The 22,897-nt window shown below is 64.9% G+C and carries 22 protein-coding genes; 7 read left to right on the top strand and 15 right to left on the bottom strand.

All coding sequences use genetic code 11. The annotated features are described in order from the left end of the window. Window position 1 precedes the first annotated feature (1 nt). From KKR91_RS03750 to KKR91_RS03735, 4 genes are all read left to right on the top strand, one after another. Window positions 2-1,192 carry an HpcH/HpaI aldolase/citrate lyase family protein gene (locus tag KKR91_RS03750; protein ID WP_210229989.1) on the top strand — a complete coding sequence of 397 codons (1,191 nt, stop codon included), beginning with the start codon at window positions 2-4 and terminating at the stop codon, window positions 1,190-1,192. Further along, window positions 1,189-3,927, top strand: coding sequence for a phosphoribosyltransferase domain-containing protein (locus KKR91_RS03745; RefSeq protein ID WP_210229988.1), 2,739 nt, complete (start codon window positions 1,189-1,191; stop codon window positions 3,925-3,927). Before KKR91_RS03750 ends, KKR91_RS03745 begins: the two co-directional genes overlap by 4 nt. Beyond that, window positions 3,924-4,826, top strand: coding sequence for an HAD family hydrolase (locus KKR91_RS03740; protein WP_237687477.1), 903 nt, complete (start codon window positions 3,924-3,926; stop codon window positions 4,824-4,826). Before KKR91_RS03745 ends, KKR91_RS03740 begins: the two co-directional genes overlap by 4 nt. A 280-nt stretch (window positions 4,827-5,106) precedes the next feature. Further along, window positions 5,107-5,781: a DUF4352 domain-containing protein gene (locus KKR91_RS03735; protein ID WP_210229987.1), complete on the top strand. Its 675-nt coding sequence runs from the start codon at window positions 5,107-5,109 to the stop codon at window positions 5,779-5,781. A gap of 291 nt (window positions 5,782-6,072) precedes the next feature. Here KKR91_RS03735 and KKR91_RS16940 read toward each other — a convergent pair whose 3' ends face one another. Beyond that, on the bottom strand, window positions 6,073-6,903 hold the full coding sequence (locus KKR91_RS16940; protein ID WP_237687476.1) for an excalibur calcium-binding domain-containing protein: 831 nt from the start codon (window positions 6,901-6,903) through the stop codon (window positions 6,073-6,075). A gap of 116 nt (window positions 6,904-7,019) precedes the next feature. Further along, window positions 7,020-7,226, bottom strand: coding sequence for a hypothetical protein (locus KKR91_RS03725; protein WP_215057271.1), 207 nt, complete (start codon window positions 7,224-7,226; stop codon window positions 7,020-7,022). Between the two features lie 188 nt (window positions 7,227-7,414). Here KKR91_RS03725 and KKR91_RS03720 point away from each other — a divergent pair, with 188 nt between their 5' ends. Next, entirely contained in the window at window positions 7,415-7,990 is a 576-nt protein-coding gene (locus KKR91_RS03720; RefSeq protein ID WP_210229986.1) for a hypothetical protein, read from the top strand. Window positions 7,991-8,028: 38 nt separating this feature from the next. Here KKR91_RS03720 and KKR91_RS03715 read toward each other — a convergent pair whose 3' ends face one another. From KKR91_RS03715 to KKR91_RS03655, 13 genes are all read right to left on the bottom strand, one after another. Next, window positions 8,029-9,237: an alpha-hydroxy acid oxidase gene (locus KKR91_RS03715; protein ID WP_210229985.1), complete on the bottom strand. Its 1,209-nt coding sequence runs from the start codon at window positions 9,235-9,237 to the stop codon at window positions 8,029-8,031. A gap of 82 nt (window positions 9,238-9,319) precedes the next feature. Beyond that, complete coding sequence (locus KKR91_RS03710) at window positions 9,320-9,871, bottom strand: DUF3592 domain-containing protein (protein WP_215057268.1); 552 nt, start codon at window positions 9,869-9,871, stop codon at window positions 9,320-9,322. A 141-nt stretch (window positions 9,872-10,012) separates the two neighbouring features. Next, window positions 10,013-12,124 (bottom strand): NAD(P)/FAD-dependent oxidoreductase, encoded by a 2,112-nt coding sequence (locus KKR91_RS03705; RefSeq protein ID WP_210229981.1) that lies wholly within the window; start codon window positions 12,122-12,124, stop codon window positions 10,013-10,015. Between the two features lie 192 nt (window positions 12,125-12,316). Continuing rightward, window positions 12,317-12,784 carry a hypothetical protein gene (locus KKR91_RS03700; protein ID WP_215057266.1) on the bottom strand — a complete coding sequence of 156 codons (468 nt, stop codon included), beginning with the start codon at window positions 12,782-12,784 and terminating at the stop codon, window positions 12,317-12,319. Window positions 12,785-12,842: 58 nt separating this feature from the next. Then, window positions 12,843-13,316: a hypothetical protein gene (locus tag KKR91_RS03695; protein WP_210229979.1), complete on the bottom strand. Its 474-nt coding sequence runs from the start codon at window positions 13,314-13,316 to the stop codon at window positions 12,843-12,845. Window positions 13,317-13,373: 57 nt separating this feature from the next. Further along, window positions 13,374-13,919 carry a hypothetical protein gene (locus KKR91_RS03690; protein WP_210229978.1) on the bottom strand — a complete coding sequence of 182 codons (546 nt, stop codon included), beginning with the start codon at window positions 13,917-13,919 and terminating at the stop codon, window positions 13,374-13,376. Between the two features lie 247 nt (window positions 13,920-14,166). Further along, entirely contained in the window at window positions 14,167-14,478 is a 312-nt protein-coding gene (locus KKR91_RS03685; protein WP_273544950.1) for a beta/alpha barrel domain-containing protein, read from the bottom strand. Between the two features lie 67 nt (window positions 14,479-14,545). After that, on the bottom strand, window positions 14,546-15,142 hold the full coding sequence (locus KKR91_RS03680; RefSeq protein WP_210229976.1) for a hypothetical protein: 597 nt from the start codon (window positions 15,140-15,142) through the stop codon (window positions 14,546-14,548). 5 nt (window positions 15,143-15,147) lie between these two features. Then, window positions 15,148-15,765, bottom strand: coding sequence for a phosphatase PAP2 family protein (locus KKR91_RS03675; RefSeq protein ID WP_210229974.1), 618 nt, complete (start codon window positions 15,763-15,765; stop codon window positions 15,148-15,150). Between the two features lie 154 nt (window positions 15,766-15,919). Next, window positions 15,920-16,822, bottom strand: coding sequence for a hypothetical protein (locus tag KKR91_RS03670; RefSeq protein ID WP_210229972.1), 903 nt, complete (start codon window positions 16,820-16,822; stop codon window positions 15,920-15,922). Window positions 16,823-17,415: 593 nt separating this feature from the next. Then, window positions 17,416-18,864, bottom strand: a complete 1,449-nt coding sequence (locus KKR91_RS03665; protein WP_210229970.1) for a basic amino acid/polyamine antiporter — start codon at window positions 18,862-18,864, stop codon at window positions 17,416-17,418. A 188-nt stretch (window positions 18,865-19,052) separates the two neighbouring features. Beyond that, entirely contained in the window at window positions 19,053-20,306 is a 1,254-nt protein-coding gene (locus KKR91_RS03660) for an arginine deiminase (protein ID WP_210229968.1), read from the bottom strand. Between the two features lie 130 nt (window positions 20,307-20,436). Beyond that, on the bottom strand, window positions 20,437-20,793 hold the full coding sequence (locus KKR91_RS03655; RefSeq protein ID WP_210229966.1) for a variant leucine-rich repeat-containing protein: 357 nt from the start codon (window positions 20,791-20,793) through the stop codon (window positions 20,437-20,439). Between KKR91_RS03655 and KKR91_RS17180 the strand changes: the two genes are divergently transcribed. Together KKR91_RS17180 and KKR91_RS03645 are read left to right on the top strand one after the other, a co-directional pair. After that, a complete protein-coding gene (locus KKR91_RS17180; protein WP_420481418.1) occupies window positions 20,702-21,088 on the top strand; it encodes a DUF4236 domain-containing protein in 387 nt (128 codons plus the stop codon). The two genes, KKR91_RS03655 and KKR91_RS17180, sit on opposite strands and share 92 nt — an antisense overlap. Before the next feature lie 401 nt (window positions 21,089-21,489). Next, on the top strand, window positions 21,490-22,875 hold the full coding sequence (locus KKR91_RS03645; protein WP_210229963.1) for a hypothetical protein: 1,386 nt from the start codon (window positions 21,490-21,492) through the stop codon (window positions 22,873-22,875). The last annotated feature ends 22 nt before the right edge of the window (window positions 22,876-22,897 follow it).

Below are 22,897 nucleotides of genomic sequence, written 5' to 3'. Positions count from 1 at the left end.
CATGCGGCATTTCAGCTATTTCAGCGAGGCCGACACCGCCCGCCTGTTCCATCTGCCCCCGCAGCCGCTCAGCGCCGCCTCGCCGGCCGGGCTGCTGGCCACCGCGCTCGGCGCCACCCTGTATTCGCCCGGAACCCGGCCGGAGCTGGTCAAGGACATCGCCAAGCAGGCCGCCCGCGGCGCCATGAGCATGGTCATCTGCCTGGAGGACTCCATCGCCGATGAGGACGTGCCCGCGGCCGAGGACAACGTCGTCACCGTCCTCGCCGAGCTCGCCGCAGACCGCCGCGAGAGCGGGCGCACCGAGGAACCACTGATGCTCTTCCTGCGCATCCGCACCCCCGAGCAGCTGCTGAGGATCAGCGCCCGCGCCGGCACCTCTCTGGCCGGACTGACCGGGTTTGTGCTGCCCAAGTTCGAGAACACCACCGGCGCCGCACAGCGGTTCCTGGACGCCCTGCATGAAGCGAACCAGGGCCTGCAGCGCCTGGATCCGCAGGCCCGCCGGCTGCTGGCCATGCCCATCCTCGAGTCTCCGCTGATGATCCACGCCGAGTCGCGCACCCAAACGCTCACCGGCATCTACCAGGTGCTGCAGGCCAACCGGGACGACATCCTGTCCGTGCGGATCGGCGCCACCGACATGTCCAGCGCCTTCGGGCTGCGCCGCTCCCGCGACCTGACCATCTACGACGTCAAGGTGGTGTCTGCCGTGATCGGCGACATCGTCAACGCGCTCGGCCGGCCCGGCGGTTTTGTGATTTCCGGGCCCGTTTGGGAACACTACGGCTCGGGCGAGCGGCTGCTGCGGCCACTGCTGCGCTCCACTCCATTTGTCGACGCCGACGAGGTGCAGCTGCGCCAGCGGCTGCTCACCGAGCACCTGGACGGGCTGATCCGCGAGATCGAACTGGACCAGGCCAACGGGCTGCTCGGCAAGACCGTCATCCATCCCTCGCATGTGCCGCTGGTGCATGCCATGTCGGTAATCAGCCACGAATCCTATGTGGATGCGCTGCACATTTCCGGGCAGGCGGCCGGCGGCGCCGCGGCGTCCCCGTACCGGAACAAAATGAACGAGATGAAACCGCACCAGGCGTGGGCCGCGTCCACCCTGGTCCGCGCCGCAGCCTACGGTGTCGCGGCGCCGGACATCACCTATGTAGACCTGCTGGAAGCGAGCATGAATTGACCCCGCAGCCCTGGACCGGCAGTTACGTCCGCGACGCCCTGGGCGTGCAGATCCACTCCGATCCGGCCGGGCTGCTGCCCGTCGAAGACCTCGTGGGCGTGGCGCTGCGCCGCAATCCGCGCCGGGCGCACCTGCTGGTTTCCCGCGTGCTGGCCAAGCATGTGCCTACGGATCCGGCGCTGGTGCTGGCCTCCGGCGAGCTGCTCGGCGTGCTGGCCGCTGAGGCGCTGGGCTGCGTTGTTGATCCGGTAGTGGTGCGGTCAGCGGCCGGTGACGTCCGGGTCGCCCTGGGATCCGTGCCCGACGACGGCGGGTTGCCTGCCGCGGGAGCGGTGCCTGCCGCGGGAGCGACACTGCGGCACGCGGCCGCCCGGCGGGCGCGCACCCGGCTGGCCGCCCTGGCCGTCGCGCAGGATGCGGCCGTGGCCGGTGCCGTGACGATCGGTTATGCCGAAACCGCCACCGGGCTCGGCCGGATCGTCGCCGACACCCTGGGCTCCTACTACATCCACTCCACCCGGCACGCTCCGGCCGGTGCCGTGGCCTACGGCGCGTTTGAGGAGTCGCACTCGCACGCCACCTCGCACCGGCTGCTGCCCACCGATCCGTCGCTGCTGGACAGCTCCGCGCCGATCGTGCTGGTGGACGACGAGCTCTCCACCGGCGCCACCATCATCAACACCATCACCGAACTGCACCAGCTCGCCGCCCACCCGTCCTACACCGTGGCGACACTGATCGACCTGCGCTCCGACGCGGACCGGGGCCGGTTCGCCGAGCTGGCCCGCACCCTGGGCTGCACCATCACCGTCGTGGCGCTGGGCACCGGCCGGATCGACCTCGGCGAGGACATCCTTCCCCGGGCCCAGACCCTGATCGACGGGCTGACGGAGACTGGACCCGAGACCGAAACGCAGGCCACTCCCGGACCCGGCGCCGTGACCGTGGTGCAGCCGGCGGTCCTGCCGGTCCGCAGCGACCGGTTCGGCAACTTCACCGGGCGCGCCGACGGCGACGGCGGCGGGATTGATGGCGGGATTGTCCCCGCCGGATCCGCGTCGCCGGCCGAGCTGGACGCCATCACCGCTGCCGTCCGGGCCGCCCTCCCCGCGTCCGTGACCCTGAACCCCGCCGATACCCCGGTGCTGGTGCTCGGCACCGAGGAGTTCATCCATCTGCCGCTGACCGTGGCTGCCGCCCTCGCAGAGACAGATGACCTCCCCGCCACCGCCCCCGGCGCCGTCCGCTTCTCCACCACCACCCGCTCCCCCATCATGCCGATCAATGATCCCGGCTACGCCATCCGCTCGGTCGTGGACTTCGCAAGCCACGACGTCACCGAGGACGGCCCCGGACCACGGCATGCCTACAACACCGCCGGCTTCTCGGCCATCGTGCTGCTGCCCGAACCCGGCACCGACCCCGCGTCACTGACCGGTCCCGGCAGCATCACCGAGGCGCTGCGCGCGGTGGCGCCCGCCGTCGTCGTCGTGCTGCTGCCCGCCGACCTTCCCGACCCCCACGACTGGACCACCCCCGTGCCCCACACCACTGAAGAAGCCGAGTCCGCAACCGAGCCCGCCGTGCCGCTGACCGGACCGGAGTTCGGCTCCTACGCGCCGGCGGATGTGACCTGGCTGCTGAAGGACCTGCGCGATGCCAAGCTGGAAGCGCCCACCGCCGAACGCGAGGCCGCCATCCAGTCCGGCGGCGCGAACTACGCCGAGTCCCTGCCCATGGAATACCTGCCCTCGGCCGAGTACCAGGGCCTGTACGAGGAGGCGCTGGAGCGCTCGGCGCCGCGGGTGGCGCAGGCCGTGGGCACCGTGACGGAGCTGGCGCTGGCCGCCCGCAACCGCGAACCTGTGCTGGTTTCGCTCGCGCGGGCCGGCACGCCCATCGGCATCCTGATGCGCCGCTGGGCGCAGCAGATGCACGGCCTGGACCTGCCGCATTACACGATGAGCATCGTCCGCGGGGTCGGCATGGACGAGAATGCGCTGCGCTACCTGGCGGCCACGTACGATCCGGCGCGGATCCTGTTCGTGGACGGCTGGACCGGCAAGGGCGCGATCACCCGCGAGCTCACCGCAGCGCTGGAGAAGTTCGAAGCGACCGACGGCGTGCGGTTCTCCCCCGAACTGGCCGTGTTGGCCGACCCCGGGCATTCCGTGCAGCTGTTCGGCACCCGGGAGGATTACCTGATTCCCTCGGCCTGCCTGAACTCCACGGTGTCCGGGCTGGTGTCGCGCACGGTGTTCAACCGCGAGCTCATCGGCCCCACGGATTTCCACGGCGCGAAGTTCTACGCCCACCTGGCCGAAGCCGACGTCTCCCGGGACTTCCTGGCCGCCGTCGGCACGCATTTCGACGCCGTGCGCGCCGACGCCGAAGCAGCCGCTGAAGCGCTGGCCGGCACCGACCGGACCCCCACCTGGATCGGCTGGCAGGCAGTGGAGGCGCTGAGCGAGGAGTACGGGATCCACAACGTGAACCTAGTCAAGCCCGGCGTCGGCGAGACCACCCGTGTGCTGCTGCGCCGGGTGCCGTGGAAGGTGCTGGTGCATCCGGACGCGCGCGCCGAGGTGGCGCATGTGCTGCTGCTCGCCGAACAGCGCGGGGTCCCGGTGGAGGAGGTGCCGGACCTGCCGTTCAGCTGTGTCGGTTTGATCCATCCCCGTTTCACCGCCGGCGCCGTGGGCGCCGACGGCCGGGCCGTGGCGGTGTCCGCATGAGTGCCGCCGCTGCCCTGGCTCCGGGTGCCGGCCTCGCCGGCGCAACTGATCCCGCCGTCGCCGTCGCTCCCGTCACGCCGCTGCCTGCCCCGGCCGTCTCGATTCTGGCCTGCGACCTGGACCGGACCCTGATCTATTCCGCCAACGCGTTTTTCCTGGACACCGAGGACCATCTGGCTCCGGCCATGGTGGTCGCGGAAATCTATGAGGGCCGGCCGATTTCCTTCATGACCCGCGCCGCCGAGGCGCTGCTGGTGCAGGCCGCGCAGGAGGCCGTGTTTGTGCCGGTGACCACGCGCACCGCCGCGCAGTACCGGCGGGTGCAGCTGCCCGGGCCGGTGCCCGAGTATGCGGTCACCACCAACGGCGGGGTGCTGCTGCATCACGGCGAGCCCGACGGCGACTGGCAGGTTTCGGTGCGTTCCCTGGTCTCCGGCGGCTGCGCGCCGCTGGCCGAGATCGAGGCGTATCTGGGCCGGGCCGAGTTTGCCGGCTGGATCCTGAAGCTGCGTTCGGCCGAGGACCTGTTCGCCTACGCGATTGTGGACCGGGCCGCGCTGCCGGCGGAATTCCTGCTCGAGCTGGAGTCCTGGTGCGATGCCCGCGGCTGGACCGTGTCGCTGCAGGGCCGCAAGCTCTACTGCGTGCCAGCGCCGGTGACCAAGCAGCATGCCGTGACCGAAGTGGTCCGCCGGCTGGGCGCCGGCCGCGTGATTGCCGCCGGCGACTCGCTGCTGGACCGGCCCATGCTCGAGCACGCCGACATCGCCTTCCGGCCCGCCCACGGCGAGCTCGACGACGCCGGGTACCAGGACGCGCACCTGCGCGTCACCGAGGCCCGCGGGATCCTGGCCGGGGAAGAGATCCTGCGCCGGATGCTCGGGCTGGTCCGGGGGTAGCCGGGGCCCGGCCCTGCCGGTCTTCGGAGTGCGGATTTCCTGCCGTTTCGGGCGAATTCGACCGGTTTGGGATTCTGCTGCTGGTTCAAACCTGAAGCTGAATCCCAAACCGGCAGCAGAATCCCAACCTTGTAAAATGCTTTACGTCGCAGTATGGGCTAAACTCTCGCTGGGGGAATTACCGTCTGCCTGGTTAAGTCTTGGCAGTGCACTCACTACGTTGGTTGTCAACGGGAGAATACCCCGCCAATTAACTACCTGAGAATGCGACGGAAAAACCATGTCTGAAGACCTCCAGACGCCTGAAACAAAAAGCGACTCTAAAGCGCGTGCCGCAGCCGACAAGGCCTACACCAAGGCGTCACGCCCCTGGTTCAAAAAGAAGCGCTTCATCCTTGCGCTGATCGTATTGCTGATCATTGTGATCAGCGTGGCCACCGGCGGCGACGACAGCGACTCAGCCGCCGATACGACCACCACGCCGGGGACGGCCGGGCAGGCGCCGGCTGGAGAGAGTGCTGCACCCGCGGAAGCAGCTCCCGCAGAGGATGCAGCACCCGCATTCCCCGGCGCAGAGAAAAGCGATGTAATTGGCCAGGCCGGCGAGGCTCTGGTTCTGGGGGACATTACGGTCACTTCTACTCCGATGATCGATGGTGACGCGACCCTGGGAGCAACCCTTTGCACCAATACAACGGTGCAGAATGCTTCCGACAAGACCATCGATTTCAACTCATTTGACTGGAAGCTGCAGTCGCCTTCAGGCACCATTATCAATGCGACGTTCATGGGCAGCGATAATCTTCTCTCGAGCGGCCAGGTCGCCCCGGGTGGCACCGCCACAGGCGACACCTGCTTCGAGAACAAGACGGGTGAGGCCGGCCAGTACGTCGTTCTTTACGAGCCGATCCTTGCCTTCTTCTCTGACCGCGGTGCATGGATTAACAACCGCTAAATATTCATCGAGTGGAAGAAGCCTCCGGAGAATTCCGGGGGCTTCTTCCACTTTGTTGTGCTCCCAGACCGCCGGCCGGATGCTTGGGCTGGTGGCGGCTAACTGTTTTCAGGCTGCTGCATGGCCAGCAGTTTGCATCCACAATCTCGTTGCGGATGATGTCTGAAATGGCCTGAACCGTGGTGGCGATTCCGGTGTTCCGCTTTACTTCCTTGCGGATGGTGTCCAGGACCGTGTCCGAGAGAATGATAGCCGGGGACTGCGATATCACCCCGGCCCACCTTTAGCTGGCTACTTTTCGCAGCCGATACCGTCGCCGTCGCGGTCAAGGTGGGTTCCGTATCCCGGACCACCGGCATAGACCGGTGCTCCTCCGGCGTTGCGGGCTTCCGTGCAGTTCTTGTAGTACGCGGCCGGCGCAGGAGCAGGTGCTGCCGGGGCAGGCACAACCGGAGCCGGTGCGGGAGCCGGGGCTGGTGCAACGTACTGCTGGCGTGCCTGCTCGTCGGCGACGCGCTGCGCCTCTGCCTCTGCCTCTGCCGCTGCTGCTGCAGCCTGCTCGTCAGCAATCCGCTGCGCTTCGGCTGCTGCGGCCGCTTCTTCGTCGGCCGCCTTCTGATCGGCCGCCGCCTTGCGATCGGCGAGCACGGTGACGGAGGTTTCCTTGTCCATCCAGACCAGCTTCCCGTTGTCATCCTCGGTGCAGACGAAGACAATCGCAACAGCGGTGGCTGACGGCGTCGGGGTAGGCGACGCAGACTTGGTCGGAGTAGCGCTGGCCGACGCCGAGGGCTTGGCTGAGGCGGATTTGGAGGCAGAGGACGACGGCGTCGGCGTGGGGCTGGCAGCTGTCGTCACTGTTTCGGTTTTTCCGGCGGCAACGCAGGATTTGCCGGCAACCACAGTTGAGGTCGGTGTCGGAGTGGGGGACGGCGTAGCGCTCTTGGTGGCCGAAGGGCTGGCAGATTCAGCGGCGGGTTCGGAGGCATCAGCGCCACATCCGGAAATGGCTAGAACGGCAGCGGTCAGGCCGGCCAGCACCAGGGCATGCGTGCCTCGGCGCCTTTCCGGCACGATGCCCTCACTGGTTTTCGGGCAGGAATGAGTACGTCGGAATGGCATGGCTCCCCCACGGATAAGACTGAGTCAGATGGATGCAAATGCATCAAATCGACACGCTACCAGCCCTTTTCTGGAAATCCGACGTGTGACGCTGTGCCTAAGACAGCGCGTCGAGGCTAAAGCCGCACGGTCCGGAATACGGCAAATTGAAAGTGCCCGACCCGCACTGAGAACACCGGCCACTCCACCTTCGGCCCCAGCTCACGCGTTGCTGTTTTCCGCTTCCTGGCCTGCTCATTCTGCGCCCTGCGCCGCCGCCGCGTTGCCGCCTCCGCCTGACGCTCCCGGTGAATCGCCTTCGCCAGCTCGATTGACATAGCCATCTGCTTCTCCTCCCGGCGTATCCACGCTAGCTGCGCAGTGGGGCTGGTCGCATTAGGGATGCGGACAACCCCGGTCCTCGGTGATCTGCAGAAAATGCGGCTGCCGGAACACCTAATGCGACCGCTCCCCTGCCCGGTGACCGGAACCGGCAGGTACCGTCGAATGACGCTTTCGTCCGGAGGTCGACATGGACTGGCTGGCACCCCTGAACCTGACAGACTTCACAGCGCCCGGGGCCGGGCTGCTGCTGGGCATCGGCCTTGCCCTGGGAATCGCACTGGGCATCGCGCTGGGCTGGAGTATCCGGGCCGGCATTGACAAGCGGGACGAATCCGCAGCCCTGAAGGCACTGATCACCGACCTGCATCTGAAGCGGCCGCTGGCACCGATCGAGCCGCAGATCATCGAGAGCGCTGGCGATGAGGCTCGGTGCCGAAGAAGCGTACTGGACGCGCGCGACCGGATCCTGGAAACCCTGGCCCATCTGCGCACCGGCTCGCCCAACACCGATGTGCTGATGCGGCTGTCCGCCGCCTGTACCCTCTACCTGCGCGAAGCCACCCGCGCCCCCGAGCTCTACCAGTTCGCGCTGATGGACCTGCGCGAAACAATGGTCGACGGCGTGAAACTGCTCAGCGACGGACGGCGCCGCGTGCGTTATCTGAGCCCGGGCGAGCGGCCGCCGGGCAAGCCCGGCAAGGCAGGCAGACCCTCGAATGCTGGGAAATTCGGGCACCGGCGGATGCTGTCGCGCCGCAGGTAGCGCCATCGGCCCGCCGATACCGGCGGCTGTCCAAGCGATCAGACGCTCCGGACGTGCTCCGGCGTCAGCTCGGCCAGGCTGGTGACGCCGAGCAGCTGCATCACCGTGGTCATCTCGGTGCGCAGCAGCTCCAGGGTGCGCTCGGCGCCCTGCCGCCCGCCGGCCATCAGCCCGTACAGGTAGGCCCGGCCGATCAGGGTGAAGTCGGCGCCGGCGGCAATCGCGGCCACGATGTCTCCGCCGGACATGATCCCCGAGTCCAGGATGATTTCGGCGTCGGGCCCGACGGCGGCGCGGATCGCGGGCAGGATCCGCAGCGGCACCGGCGCCCGGTCCAGCTGCCGGCCGCCGTGGTTGGAGACCACAATGGCGTCCGCGCCGCGGGCGAAGACCTCGACGGCGTCGGCCGGGGTCTGGATGCCCTTGACGATGAGCTTCCCGGGCCAGGTCTCGCGCAGCCAGCCCAGGTCCTCCATGTTCAGCGAGGGCTCGAACATGGTGTTCACGGTCTCGGCCAGGGACACCCGCTCCCCCTCGAAGTTCGCGAAGCCCAGCGGCTTGGTGGTCAGGAAGTTGAACCACCATTCGGGCCGGTAGGAGGCATCCAGGATGGTCCTGGGGGTCAGGGTGGGCGGCATGGTCATCCCGTTACGGGTGTCGCGCAGCCGGGCGCCGGCCACCGGGGTGTCCACGGTGACGATCAGCGCGCCGTAGCCGGCGGCGGCCGCCCGGCGCACCAGTTCCCGCGACCTGCCCCGGTCCTTCCAGAGGTAGAGCTGGAACCATTTGGCGGCGTCGGGCGCTTCCGCGGCGAGCTCCTCGATGGAAGCCGTGCCCATGGTGGAGAGCGCGAACGGAATCCCGAACACCGCGGCGGCCTGGGCTCCGGCGATTTCCCCTTCGGCGTGCATCAGCCGGGTCAGGCCGGTAGGGCCGATCCCCACCGGCATCGCCGCCGGGGTGCCGGCGATCTTAGTGCTCAGGTCCACGGTGGTGACGTCGCGCAGCACGCGCGGAACGAATTCGACGTCGTTGAACGCGGCCCGGTTCCGGTGCAGCGTCTGCTCGCCGAAGGATCCGCCGTCCACGTAGTCGAACGCTGCCGTCGGAATCCGCCGCTTGGCGATGTCCCGCAGTTCCCACACGTTGGTGGCCTTCGCCAGCCTCGCCCGGCGGCGGTCCAGGTCCAAGGCCTTGAACTGGACGAGGTCGCGGAGTTCTGAGTACTGCGGAAGACGGCGTTTCATGGCTGCTTTCTGGCTCGGCGTGAGGCCCAGTCTAGGACGGCGGGTCCGTCATTCCGCAGGTCTTGACCGATCGTTACGGCAGCTAGCCCGCGGCCGGCGTCGGGCTGCCGCCCGCGGCGTCCCCGGCTTTTAACGAAGCTCTCCGCTTCTTCAACTCCCAGACTCCAACAGCGACGAAGACGAGGCCGAAAAGCCCCACCCCGATGCCCCAGACGTATGCCCCCGTCACTGATGTCTCGTCCCCCTCGACTACTGCCTTGCCGGGGTCTGAGCGGTCATAACGGACGTTGACTTCCGTTCCCACAAGCTTTTTCTCTACGGCCTCCTGCGAGCCTTCCTTTTTCTCCCGGTAGGTTTCCCGGTAGCTCAGGGAATGGTTTCCGCCGTACTTATCGAAATAGGAAACGTCCATCACCTTCCGCCCTCCTCCGCTGACGCCGCTTCTGGTGCTCCTGCCCTTCTTGGTCTGAACATCGGTGATCGTTCCTACAGTCCGGACGCCCTCGGCCATGATCCTTTGGTCCTCCTTGGCTTCCGATACGTTGCTGATTCCGAAGTAAATTCCGAAAACCAGCACAATGACCCCGCACAGCAGCGTTGTCACCGGATCGACCTTGCGGTTTCGTCTGGACATATAGCATCCCCCAAAATGTATTTTCCTGTTCATCCTTCCCGGCTGGATGAACTCCGCAAAATCGCGGCTGGCGGCGCAAAAAAAGGGGCGGCCAGCCCGGTCCGCTTAAACCGTGCTGCCCGCCCCGCAAAGGTGCCTGCCTTAGACCTCCGTGGTCACCTTCCAGGAGGAGTGGATGGCGCCGTGGATGTAGTTGACCGCGCCGGCGTCGCCAATCACGTCGACGGCGATGCCCGCCTCCCGCAGCTCATCGGCCAGGGGCGCGGCCGACGTCGTGCCGTCCGCGTAGACCACCATGGCCGCCGGTGCGGAGAAGCTCTGCCCGTCCTCGATCCATTCGACGGTCTTCTCGGTGATGCGGGTGATCTTGACGTTGCGGTGGATCTTCACGCCGTGTTCGGTGGCGTCCTTGACCGCGGTCCAGCGGCGCGGCATGGCCAGCGGCAGGCCGAGCTGCTGCTTTTCGTGCAGCAGCGTCACGTTGCGGCCGCGTTCGGCGAGGAATTCGGCGAGCTCCAAGCCCACCAGCGACCCGCCGATCACCACCACGTTCTTGCCCATCGGCAGCCAGAACTTGGTGAACTGGCGGACAAACTCCGGGCTCTTGGTGACGCCGGAGAGCCGGCCGAGCTTGCCCAGGGTGCTCAGCACCGCGCCGGCCTCCTCGGCAGTGGCCGTGCCGAGCATCATGGCGCGCAGCGTGTCGCCGGTCTGCACGTTGGGCAGGTCCCCGCCCGGGAAGTCCGGCTTGGGGCGCACGGCGCCGGTGGCGACAATGACCTGGTCCGGGCGCAGGGCGCGGATGGATTCCACCGTGGCCTTGGTGTTCAGCTTGACCGCGATGTTCAGGCGCTTGATCTCGGCCTTGAACCACTTCAGCAGCCGCTCATTGTCCGGGGTGGTCATGGTGGAGAACCACATGGTGCCGCCGAGGCGGTCGGACTTGTCCACCACGGTGACCCGGTGGCCGCGTTCGGTGAGCACGCGGGCGCTTTCCAGCCCGGCGGGGCCGGCGCCGACGACGACCACGTGCTTGGTCGCGGAGGCGGGCTTCAGCGGCAGCAGGGCTTCGTTGCCTAGCGCGGGGTTGACCGCGCAGAAGGGGGTGTCGTCGAAGAAGTTCTCGGCGACGCACAAGTAGCAGTTGATGCAGGGGCGGACCTGGTCGAACTTGCCGTCGCGCAGCTTGTTCGGCAGGTCCGGATCGGCCAGCAGCTGGCGTCCCATGGCGGCGAAGTCGATCTGCCCGGCGGCCAGCGCCTTTTCGGAGATTTCCGGCAGCATCCGGCCGACGGCGATCACCGGCACATCGACGTGCTTCTTGATCTCGGCGGCGTTCTTCAGGTAGGCGCCCACCTTGTTGGGCAGCGGGCCGTCGGTGAAGTTGTCGAACGGGTTCCGGCCCCAGCCGGTGACGTGGATGGCGTCGGCGCCGGCGGCTTCGAACAGCTGCGACGCTTCGATGGCTTCGGGCAGCGTCAGGCCGCCCTCCTGCCCGTATTCCTCGCCGGCGACGCGGACCAGGATGGCCAGGCGGTCCCCCACCCGGTCCTTCACGGCCTTGACGACTTCGCAGGCCAGGCGGGCGCGGTTGGCCAGGGAGCCGCCGTATTCGTCGGTGCGCTTGTTGTCGCGCTGGTTAAGGAAGACGCCGAGGATGTAGCCGTGCGCGGCGTGGATCTCGATCGCGTCGGCGCCGGCCTTGGCGATGCGTTCGGCGGCATCGGCCCAGGTGCGGATCAGCCAGGCGATGTCCTCGTCCGTCATGTCGCGGTAGGCGGTCTTCTTGCCGGCGGTGGCGGCGCCCATCTTGCCGAGCTCTTCGCGGGTGCTGTCGGCCAGTGCTGACATGTCGTACGTGTAGTCCGGCTGGTTCGGGGCGAGCACCGGCCGGTCATTGGCGACGTCCACGCGGGCTACCTTGCCGTGGTGTGTGGACTGGATGCAGAGCTTGCTGCCGGCGGCGTGGACGGCGTCGGCCAGCGCCTTCAGGCCCGGAATGTACTTGTCATCGGACAGGCCCGGTTCCTTCATGGAGGCTGCGCCGTGCGGGAACGCGATGGCGCAGGCTCCGGTGATGATCAGGCCGGCGCCGCCTTCGGCGCGGGCCACATAGTGGTCGATCTCGGTCTGCTCGATCTCGCCGTGCTCGGAGACGTTCATGTCCATCGCGGGCAGCACAATGCGGTTGTGCGTCTCCATGGGACCCATGCGTCCCGGAGCCATCAGGTGGGGGAAGGTTTTGGTAGTCACGGTGGTAGTTTACCGCTATTGTTTACAGCGTAAACGTACGACGACGGCGGCAGCCCGCACGCCGTCGTCGGTCGTCTTAGCGCTGCGCCACTGTGGCGAGGAAGCAGCCAAAGGTGGCCAAGCTCAGAGGGCATCGGAGAGTGCCTGCGGCCGCAGGACCTGCGACACCGCTGCCTCTCGAAGAGCGGCGATTTAGAAATCGCCACCCATATACTCGCCCTCAGGCCAGGGGAAGCATTCAGAGCCGGACGCGATACGAATCGTGTATGGGTCCCATCCCGCTGCAATGAGGTAGATTTCGGCGGTGTCCGGAGAGACCAGCCCGACTTCATAGTGTCCCGCCGGTGCAGTCCGGGTTTCGATGTCGAACCTGCTGTCCTGGTACTTCGCCTCCACCTCCCGGACGAGAGGCTCGGGCTCCGTGCCAGCATTTAGGGTAACCGTGGTCGCGCCTTTCCAATTAACTGAAGAGTCGCTGCAATTGAAGAGAAGACCGGTCGCCCCCTGATCAACCTTGGCCACTTTGTTCTGGGGAAATAAATTAGCAATTTCCAGTTCCATGGCCTGGGTTCGGGCCTTGGCTTCCTGCCAGCTCGGATTGCTGGCTGCGGACGGCTCGGAGGAAGCGCCGGCGCACCCTACGAGGCCCAGCAGCAGCACCAAAACTCCTGCAGCACTTCGTGCACGAAGCACCTCGCTACCCCTAAGCACGCCCATTCTAGAAATCCCCACGAATGGATTCGTCCTCAGGCCAGGGGAAGCATTCGGAACCGGACGCGATACGAATCGTGCTGGGTTCCACCCCTCGTTTGATGATGTAGATTTCGGCGCTGTCAGGAGAGCGCAGCTGAACCTCGTAGTGTCCTGCAGGAGCGGGGTCACGCACCTTGATGTCGAACCTGTTGTCCCGGTACTTCGCCTCCAGCTCCCGGACGAGAGGCTCCGGCTCCGTCCCGGCAGCCAAAGTGACAGTGGCCGCCCCGGCCCAGTTAACTGAAGACCCGTCACAATCGATCAGCATGCCGGTTGGCAATTGATCAACCTTGGTCACTTTGTCCTGGGGAATCGAATCAGCGATTTCCATTTCCATCGCCTGTGTCCGGGCCTTCGCGTCCTGCCACGTCAGTTCGTTGGCCGCGGACGCCTCGGGCGAAGCGCTGGCGCATCCGACGAGGGCCAGCAACAGCACCATAACTCCTGCAGCACCTCGTGCTCGGATCATCTTGATATCTCGCAAAGCACGCCCATTCTAGAAATCTCTATCTATTGACTCATCCTCAGGCCATGAGAAGCATTCAGAACCAGAGGCAATACGAATTGTGCTGGGTTCCACCCCTCGTTTGATGATGTAGATTTCAGCGCTGTCAGGAGAGCGCAGCTGGAATTCGTAGTGTCCCGCCGGCGCAGGGTCGCGAACCTTGATTTCGAACCTGCTGTCCCGGTACTTCGCTTCCAGCGCCCGAACAAGAGGCTCCGGCTCCGCCCCCGCAGTCAAAGTGACAGTGGCCGCTCCATTCCAGGTAACTGAAGAACCGCCACAAGCAAGCAGAACACCCGTCGCCATGTGATCAACGTCGGCCACTTTGCCTTGGGGAAGCGAATTGGCGATTTCCAGTTCCGTAGCCTGCGTGCGGGCTTTGGCTTCCTGCCACGTCAGCTCGTTGGCCGCAGACGCCTCGGACGAAGCGCCGGCGCACCCTACGAGGCCCAGCAGCAGCACCACAACTCCTGCAGCACGTCGCGCTCGGATCATCGCGGGAATCCGGTCCCGCAGGTAATCGGCGCCGGCGGCCACGAGGCCTTCCTCGCGAACCGAACCTGGCGGGCCAGACCCTCCAGAGCGCCGATCAGGATGGTCTGTGCAGCTCCCGTAACCGATGCTCGTGCTCCGCGCTGCTCACGCAGCGTTTCGGCTGCCTCATCGCACGCAGCTATGAGCTGATCGGCCGCGCTGTCGTCAAAGTTCATTCAGGGTCCCCCATCCCCGGTCCAACACGCCCATTTCTGGGTCGCAGGATAGACGGTACACCAAACCCCCCAGTTCAAAGCGGACCGTTGAGACAGACATCCGGCCCGCTCGTTTTCACGCCGTCGCCCCCAGCCGGGGCGCGGCCGGCCAGAGGGCCGCCGTAGTCGTCGCTGCGCTTGTTGTCGCGCCGGGTCAGGAAGACGCTGAGGATGTAGCCGTTCGCAGCGTGGATGGCGTCGGCCAGCACCTTCAGGCCCGGAATGTACTTGTCATCGGACAGGCCCGGTTCCTTCATGGAGGCCACGCCGTGCGGGAACGCGATGGCACAGGCGCCCGTGATGATCAGGCCGGCGCCGCCTTCGGTGCGGGCCACATAGTGGTCGATCTCGTGCGTTCGATCTCGCCGTAAACGTACGACGACGGCGGGAGCCCGCGCGGCGCCGTCGTCAGTCTTAGCGCTGCGTCAGCAGTGCGAGGAAGCAGCCGAACGTGGCGACGCCGAGCAGGGCGCCGGACACTGCCTCCGCCCAGCTGTGTTCGCGGAGGGAGACCCGGCTCAGGATCATCAGCGGCGCCAAGATCAGCAGCCACGCCCAAGCTGTCCCGAAGATGGCCGGCACCCACAGAACGGCGAACGTCATCACCGAGACGTGGGCTGAGACGTTGAGCCAGCGCCGGAAAAACACCAGGCCGACATTGCCGATCAGGAGCGCTGCCACGGTCTGGGGAACCGGCGACGGCAGTGCCAGCAGGAAGCAGGCGGCCGTGCCGATAAGCATCAGGGCCGCCACGATCCCGACCCGCCAGCGGTCGTGGATCCCCCGGCGCCGGAACAGCGGCTTGGTTCCCTTGTAGATCAGCCCGGGAACGCCGACGATGCCTGCCAGCAGCAGTGGCACGCCCACCGATCCCAGTCCCCCGGTGATCCCCGCGGCCACCACCAGGGCCGCCAGCACCAGGGCCGGCGGCAGCAGCCGGGATACCCAGCCCAAGACCGGCAGCTGCGTGCGGGGCTGGGTATCCGGCGGGGCCAATTCTGGTCGAGCCATCTCCGTCACGGCAGCAACATTGCGGCGGCGAAGGCCAGGCAGCCGGCCAGATGTCCGGCCAGGACCTGGGTGGGTGTGTGGTCGCCGAGCTTCACCCGGGACCATCCCGTGGCTGAGGCCAGCAGCAGGGCCAGCGCCGCGCCGACCGCCGGGATCGGCGCCAGCAGGGCCAGCCCCACGTAGGCGGCGACGGCGGAATGCACCGAGAGCTTCCACACCAGGTTCGCTGCCAGGCACAGCATCATGCCGATGAAGACGCCGCCGATCTCACCGAACAGCTCAGCCGGGGCGTCCAGCAGGACCAGGATCAGCGCGCCGATGCCCAGAGACACGGCGGACGCGGCCAGGATCGGTGCCCGCTGGGTCCGCACGCCCACGTGGTGGTCCGTCACCCTGCCGCGCCGCTTCAGCCACAGGATTCCGGCGAAGGGCAGCCCCACCGTGAACAGTGCCGCCACGATGCCCTGCAGCCAGGTCACGCCCGGGCTGAGTAGCGGCTGCAGCAGCAGGAGGATTCCCACGAGGACGGCCGGGGCGGAGGTTTCGGTGACGATGCGCGCCACCCGGGTGGCTGCGGACGAGGCGCTGGTGGTGGTCGTGGCGATCTGTTCGGTTTCGGGCATCAGCCGATTCTACCTAGCTCCCCCGGGCTGCCCTCCTGTTCCGCCGATCCCACGATTTTTTGCTCCATCGGTTGGGCGCCGTCCCAGAAGGCCTGCACCCAACCACTGGATTTCCTAGGACCTTTCTTTCGCGGGAGAAGCTGCCTGTAGGGATCTACTGGGGGCGCACATCGGAAAAGCGGACGAGGAAATTGGGATCGACGGCGGAGAACGCCTGAGTCAGGTTTGTTGTTGTCAGGCAGGAGGTATCGGAGGCGACCGATTCGGCGGTAAAGGTGACCAAGGTATCCTCACCCATTGAACTCAGCGTCCCAAAGAATGGAGCACTTTGAGGAATCAGCGTATTATCCGATATGTCTGATAGGGCGTTATTCCACGTCTGGACTTTGACCCCATTCGCGAGTTCGATTTTGACGTGTGCTAGGCCATCATTATTGGCACCAATTTCGACGATCTTTCCAGTCCAGTTCACCATCGATCCGTTCCCGGATGCGCCGCACATTTGCGTGTCCCGTTCCGTCAAAGCAACGGACCGCTGGAGTTCCGTCTCCGCTTCGTTGTAGCGAGTCTTTCCCTGTTCGAACGCGTCTATAAAGGCTTGCTCGTCGGCAGGGTAGCTGCCATATCCAAGTTCGGGCTCCACTACGGGGGCTGGGGGCTGCGTTGCTTCCGGTGTGGTGGGTTCTGCCGACGGTGTGGGTGCTGCCGTTTCAGGAATCGGACTGGGCTTTGCTGATTCAGTGGTTACCGTCTCAGCACTAGCGTCGGAACTCTCCCCATCGTCGGAGACCGCATTTACGAATACGCTCACCAGAATGAGAGCTCCAATGGTAGTCAGAACCTTGTGCCGCGCGAACCAGCTTTTCGTGGAAGCGGGTTTATCTCCCGACACGTTTTCCGCATACCCGTATCCCTCTGAGGCACCCTCGTCATTGGTCCAGAAGTCCCAGTTGTCCGGAGCAGGACCCCAGTTCGGATCCGGCTTCCAATTCGGTGGCGGCGTCCATCCCTCTGGTGCAGCGGGCCAATTCGGTGGCACGTTGTATTTTTTGCTCATCTGATTCCCCCAATTATGTTCACAAGCCTGCCGCTTCTGCGCAGCGAAAGTGATCCTACTGCATAAAGTTATCGGCTCTGCTTTCCACCGCATCGTTACCTTCGGCACCCTGCACCCGGGTGCCAGCATCTCTCGTTGAAGGGCTCGTGGGTTTCCCGCCCAGTTCTCGAACTTTCGATGCCATTGGGAGTAGTTTTCCCCCGTTACTTCTAGGGTTCATCACGATTAAGTGCCGCCGATCGCTGCTTCGAGCCCGAGAATGCTTTCGGGAAGTATGAGAGGCGGGCCGGGTGGCGAGGGGAAGCAGCCAAGACGGGATACGTAAAGACACCAAGAGGGCACAGTCCGGGCAGATACTCGGGGCAGACCGAGCAGATCGTGGAGTTCGACGACGTCGACGCCGCGGCTGGTCATCTGGCGACGAAGTCCGCGTGGTCGCGCTGGGCGAGCCACCCAAATGACGTCGTCGAACAGCAGGTCTTCACGGTTGGTCGGCGTGAGCCGTTCGTGGGTCAGACCCGGGGCGCAGACCAGAACCTTGCGCAGCTTGCCCGCCTCCGGGTGCATACCGCAGGACGCGGCATGCCCTCTGCTCAGAGCTCTATCCAGCCCCGGGTCAGGGCGAGCACGCCTGCAACGGCTCCCGCCAACGTAATGAGGAAAAGAACCAGCTCCCCTCCCCGGAAAACGCGCTGCCCTTGTTCACGGCGCGCGATCACGAACAGGACGGTGGCGGGGGCGTAGAAGATCATCGAAAGCAGCACCAGAGGCAGCCCGGCGGCATAGACCAGGAACACTGAATAAATGACGGCAATGACGGCAATGGTCAGGTCGCCCCGCCGGATGCGGCTCGGGGCTCCTTCATACGTTTCCCCGCTCCAGCCGAGCTTGAGGCCGTAGAGGGCCGCGAAGAGGAGGGAGAACAACGTCAGGACCGCGGTCATGTCCAGCGCGAAGTCGAAGGCGTCCTCGGAGAAGTAGGTGATGACCATGACCAGCTGGCTGAGCAGGGTGCTCAGCAGCAGGGCGTTGACCGGGACATCGTCATCGCTGACCCGGGACAGGAACCGTGGCATGTCCTTCTCCCTCGCGGCCACGTACAGGACCTCCGCTGCCATCAGGCTCCAGGCCAGATAGGCCCCCATCACCGAAATGATCAGGCCTGCGCTGACGAACACCAGTCCCCAGGTCCCCACTCCCGATTCCAGGACGCCCGCCATTGATGGTTGGCGCAGCTCGGCGAGCTGTTCCATCGGCAGGACGCCGTAGGAAACGATCGTGACCGAGGCAAAGATGGCAAAGACGCTTAGAAATCCGAGGACGGTGGCCCGGCCAACATCCTCCCGCCGTCGCGCGTGGCGCGAATACACACTGGCACCTTCAACACCGAGGAAAACGAAGACCGTCACCAGCATCGTGTTGCTGACCTGCTCGAACAGCGGCCCCGTGTAGTCCGCCCCGGTAAGGTTTCCCGCGAAAACGGCGGGGTCGAACAGGAAGACGGCAAACAGCACGAAGACCAGGATGGGAACAACCTTGGCGATCGTGACTATCCGGTTAATGGCCGTGGCTTCTTTGATGCCGCGCCTGATCAGGAAGAAGAATCCCCACAGCCCGGCCGAGGACAGCACGACGGCGAGGAGGGTGTCCCCTGCGCCCAGCTGCGGAAACAGGGCTCCCAGCGTGGACATGGTGAGCACCCAGTAGGTGACGTTTCCAACGCAGGCACTGGCCCAGTAACCCGCTGCGGAGAAGAACCCCACGTAATTTCCGAAGCCGGCCTTGGCGTAGGAGAAAATCCCCGCATCGAGGTCTGGCTTGCGCATGGACAGCCGCTGGAAGACGAAGGCCAGCATCAGCATGCCGGAACCCGCAATCAGCCAGGCGACCAGCGCACCCGACACCCCGGTTTCCTCGGCGAAGCGCTGGGGCAGGGAAAACACCCCGGCCCCGACCATGGACCCGACCACCACAGTGGTGAGGGTCAGCAGGGAGAGTTTGGCCGCTGGGGCCTTCTCCCCTGAAGCAGGCGGATTAGACATAGTTCTTTCCAATCGGGGGTGGCGGCCGCTGAGGCAACGCCGGTTAGATAACAGGAGGGGGGATCGCTTCCTGCGGGGGATCCTCCGTCAGCAGCTCACCATCATCTTCTCAGAAGGAGACGGCGGGGTCCGAATCAGCGGCCACCGCCTCGAGGCGGTGGCCGAAGGGGCCCGGCACGACGTCGTCGTTAGTCGATCCCATCCCGGATGATCGGGCAGGTCATGCAGTGCCCGCCGCCGCGGCCGCGGCCGAGCTCGGCGCCCACAATGGGGATCACCTCGACGCCGGCATTGCGCAGCGCCGCATTGGTCTGGGTGTTGCGGTCATAGGTGAGCACCGCGCCCGGTTCCAGCGCGACGGCGTTGTTCGCACTGTCCCACTGCTGCCGTTCGGAGGCCGAGTAGTCCCCCGCGGTCTCCACCAGGCGCAGCTCCTTGTAGCCCAGGGAGTCGGCGACGACGTCGACAAAGCGGCGGTCCTGCTCGTCCCGCACCACCAGGCCGGGACTCTTGTCCGAGGGATGGATGGTAAAGGCGTGGATGCCGTCCACGATGGCCGGATGGATCGTGGCCAGGTCACGGTCGGCGAAGGTGAACACGGTATCCAGATGCATGGCGGCGCGCAGCTTGGGCATGCCCGCGACGACGATCCGCTCGGCGGCTTCGGCCTTGAACAGCGCCTGCGCGAGCTGGGTGATGGCCTGTCGGGAGGTGCGTTCGCTCATGCCGACCAGTACCGTGCCGTTGCCCACCGGCATGACGTCGCCGCCCTCCAGCGAGGCCTGACCCCAGTCCTGCTCCGCGTCGCCCCACCAGATCTTGGAGCCCGCGTAGTCCGGATGGAACCGGTAGATCGCCTGCATCAGCAGGGTCTCGTCCCGGCGTGCCGGCCAGTACAGCGGGTTCAGCGTCAGTCCCCCGTTGATCCAGCAGGTGGTGTCCCGGGTGTAGAGGGTGTTGGGCAGCGGCGGCAGCAGGTATTCGGGCCGGCCCAGTGATTCCCGGACCAGGCCGACGTAGCCGGTGCGATAGTCGGCGGGAAGGTCCGACGTCGTGAGCCCGCCGATCAGGATCCGCGCCAGTTCCGCTCCGGTCAGCGCATCCAGGAACGCCCGGGTGCCGGAGACCAGTCCCAGCCCGACGCGGTTGGCGATGATTTTGCGGTCCAGCAGCCAGGTCCGCGCCTCGGGCAGATCCATGGTCTGGCCCAGCAGGTCGTGCAGTTCCACCACGTCCACGCCGCGGTCTGTCATCTTGTTGACGAAGTCGGCGTGGTCGCGCTGGGCGTTTTCGACCCACATCACGTCGTCGAAGAGCAGGTCTTCGCGGTTGGTGGGGGTGAGTCGTTCGTGGGCCAGGCCAGGCGCGCAGACCAGGACCTTGCGCAGTTTGCCGACCTCCGAGTACACCCCGTATTTGGCGGCGTTGGGTGCGGGAAACATGTGGTTCTCCTTGTGTGCGGGCTGAATCTTTGCGGCCGGGGCTGATGTCGGCGGGACTTCATCGGTGCGGGTGGTGTGACAAAGCTGTGGAGGGGCGGATTGTTTATCCGTCCCTCCACCAGTTTAGAAATTAGTGCCCGCGCTCTGCCTGCTGGGCCTGCTCGCGGCGCCGGAGCGCTGCGTTCACGGCCGGGTCGTCGAGCGCACCGAGCCATTTGAGCAGTTCGGGTCCGGCGACCGGATTGGCTGCCACGGCCGGGCGGGCTTTCGGCTCATCGGTGGCCAGTTCCTGCAGCCGCAGGCCGCTGGTACCCGGATCTTCGGCTTCGGCCAGAATCGCGACCTCTGCCGGGTCCACGTCCCGCGGCTCAGCTGCTGACGCTCCGGCGTCAACGATGTCTGCCGCCGGAACGTTCATCAGCGGGCTGGTCCGTCCGGTGGACGGGGCGTTCTCGTCAGCGGGATGTTCCTGCATTTCGTTCTGCATGGGATCTCCTTTATCAGTAGCCTTACTACCATCCTTGCAGAAGGTGTGGCAGGGTCCGAATCCTGATTCCACAGGTACCAATACTAGAAATTGGCTTGCTTGGCGGTCCAACGACATAGTCGGGGACGCCAGATGGGATTCAGGGGTACGCAAATCATTCAAGGTCGCACCCGGCATCAAGATGAGGGTCATTCCTAAGAGCATGGGGATCAGCGCTGGCGTCAAAGGAGCCAGAATCTCAGCCAACAGCTCCGGCCGGGTGGCACGCACGGTGGGCATCCCGGCAGGCATCTAACACATGAAGACCCTGTCTTCCGGGCATGCTCCACGTCCTAGCAACCAGCGGTGGCCGCCAAACGGGTGACTGGCAGCCCCTAAAGCGGTTCCGATTCCGAAAGCTCCCACTCCTGCCATCTCCGCTCCCGAATGGGAAAAGGAACTTCATAGGCCATCTTGGTGAAACCCGACTACGCATCTTGGCCGCAACGGTGCCGACCACCCGCTTGCCCACCCTTTGGCTCCCCTGTTGGGCTAGCGGCATCGCTTGACATCAGAACGGCCTTGTGGCACCGTTTCTAAAAGCAGCTCGGATGAGCAGCTGGAAATAGAATCCTGAGAAGGCTTCTGGAAGTACAGATATTATGTGCATGTTCTTACCCAGACCGTCTTCTCCTTACCTACGTAAGGAGTTTTTTTATGCCTATCGAAACCCTCTCGGCCGATACATCTACGATCATCAAGTTTGAAGACGCGTACGAGCAGTCCTATCAGGGCATCCTCCGCGTTATCGGACTCGCCAAGATTAGCAGCCTCATCGCCACAATTGATTCGATCGACCTTGAAGCCAATCCAAGGTCATCGCGTGTAGGGCCCATTACAGCGGCCATACGTGAATCGATAGAATCCACCCCGGAAGTACTGCCGTTCAAAACCAAAGGCGTGCTCCTAGGCGCCTCAAAGTTCGAGAGGCTGCAGCGACACCGCTACCGGCTGTCTTTCCAAGACGTAGGTGTGGAAGGCATCCTCGACGGAGGCCATAATATGCTCGCTTTCGGTCTCCACATCTTGGATCAGGCGGGGGTGCTAAAGCGGTCCAACAAGCCGAAAAATTGGACTGATTTCAAAGCCATCTGGCATGCGAACCGGTCCTCTGTGGAGACACTTCGGAAATCCTCAGAAGAGGATAAGGCAACCTGGGACGCCGTCGTTCCGGTTGAGGTCCTCCTGCCGAACGATCCGGACAGCCCGGAGGAAGTGGCCAAGTTCAACAATTCGCTCCTTGACATCTGTGCCGCGCGAAATAACAACGCACAGCTCCGCTCTGAAACCAAATCAAACCAGAGCGGGCACTATGAGTACCTCAAGAGCCAGCTGCCCGACTCACTGAATTCCTCGATTGAGTGGAAGACCAACGACGGCGGCAAGATCAAGGTGGCAGACGTAGTCGCCCTGGCTTGGATTCCGCTGTCACTCGTCTCACCGATGCCAAACGCTGACGATGGTCGCGTCGTCGAGCCGCCCGTCCCGCAGAACATCTACCGGAGTAAGGGAGACTGCATCGTTCGATTTGAACGCCTCATGAGCTCGCCTGCCGTCAGTGAAAACAATGGGACTGATTACAAGGCCAAACTGGTCTCCAAAGAAGTAAAAAGCGCCCTGGGCTTGGTTCCAGCCGTTCTGGATGTCTATGACCTTATTTCAGAAAACTATGCCAAGGCCTACAACACCAACGATGGAATTTTTGGGCGTATCAAGGCGGTACAGAGTGTCAATAAGGGCGACAACCTCAAGACCAAATTCATGGGCCGGGACCTGGACACCCGGATCCCCGATGGCTTTCTGATTCCGGTTGTATACGGCCTTCGTTCATTGATGGAGCGTACCGATGACGGACAGATTAAGTGGAAGGTTGACCCGCGCGAATTCGTAAAACAAAACCTCCCCGCCATCATGGCAACCTTCAAGACGGTGATTACGCTCTCTAGCTGGGATCCTCAAAAGGTAGGCAAGGAGCCCGGCGCCTATATTCAGGCCGAGAACGCCTTCGAGATGGCCCTGCTGCGCTCGAGTTCAAAAGCATAACCGTCACAGAATAGGTTGCTTA

Source organism: Arthrobacter jiangjiafuii, assembly GCF_018622995.1.
Classification (GTDB): Bacteria; Actinomycetota; Actinomycetes; order Actinomycetales; family Micrococcaceae; genus Arthrobacter_B; species Arthrobacter_B jiangjiafuii.
This window is presented reverse-complemented; position numbering and strand designations above follow the sequence as displayed.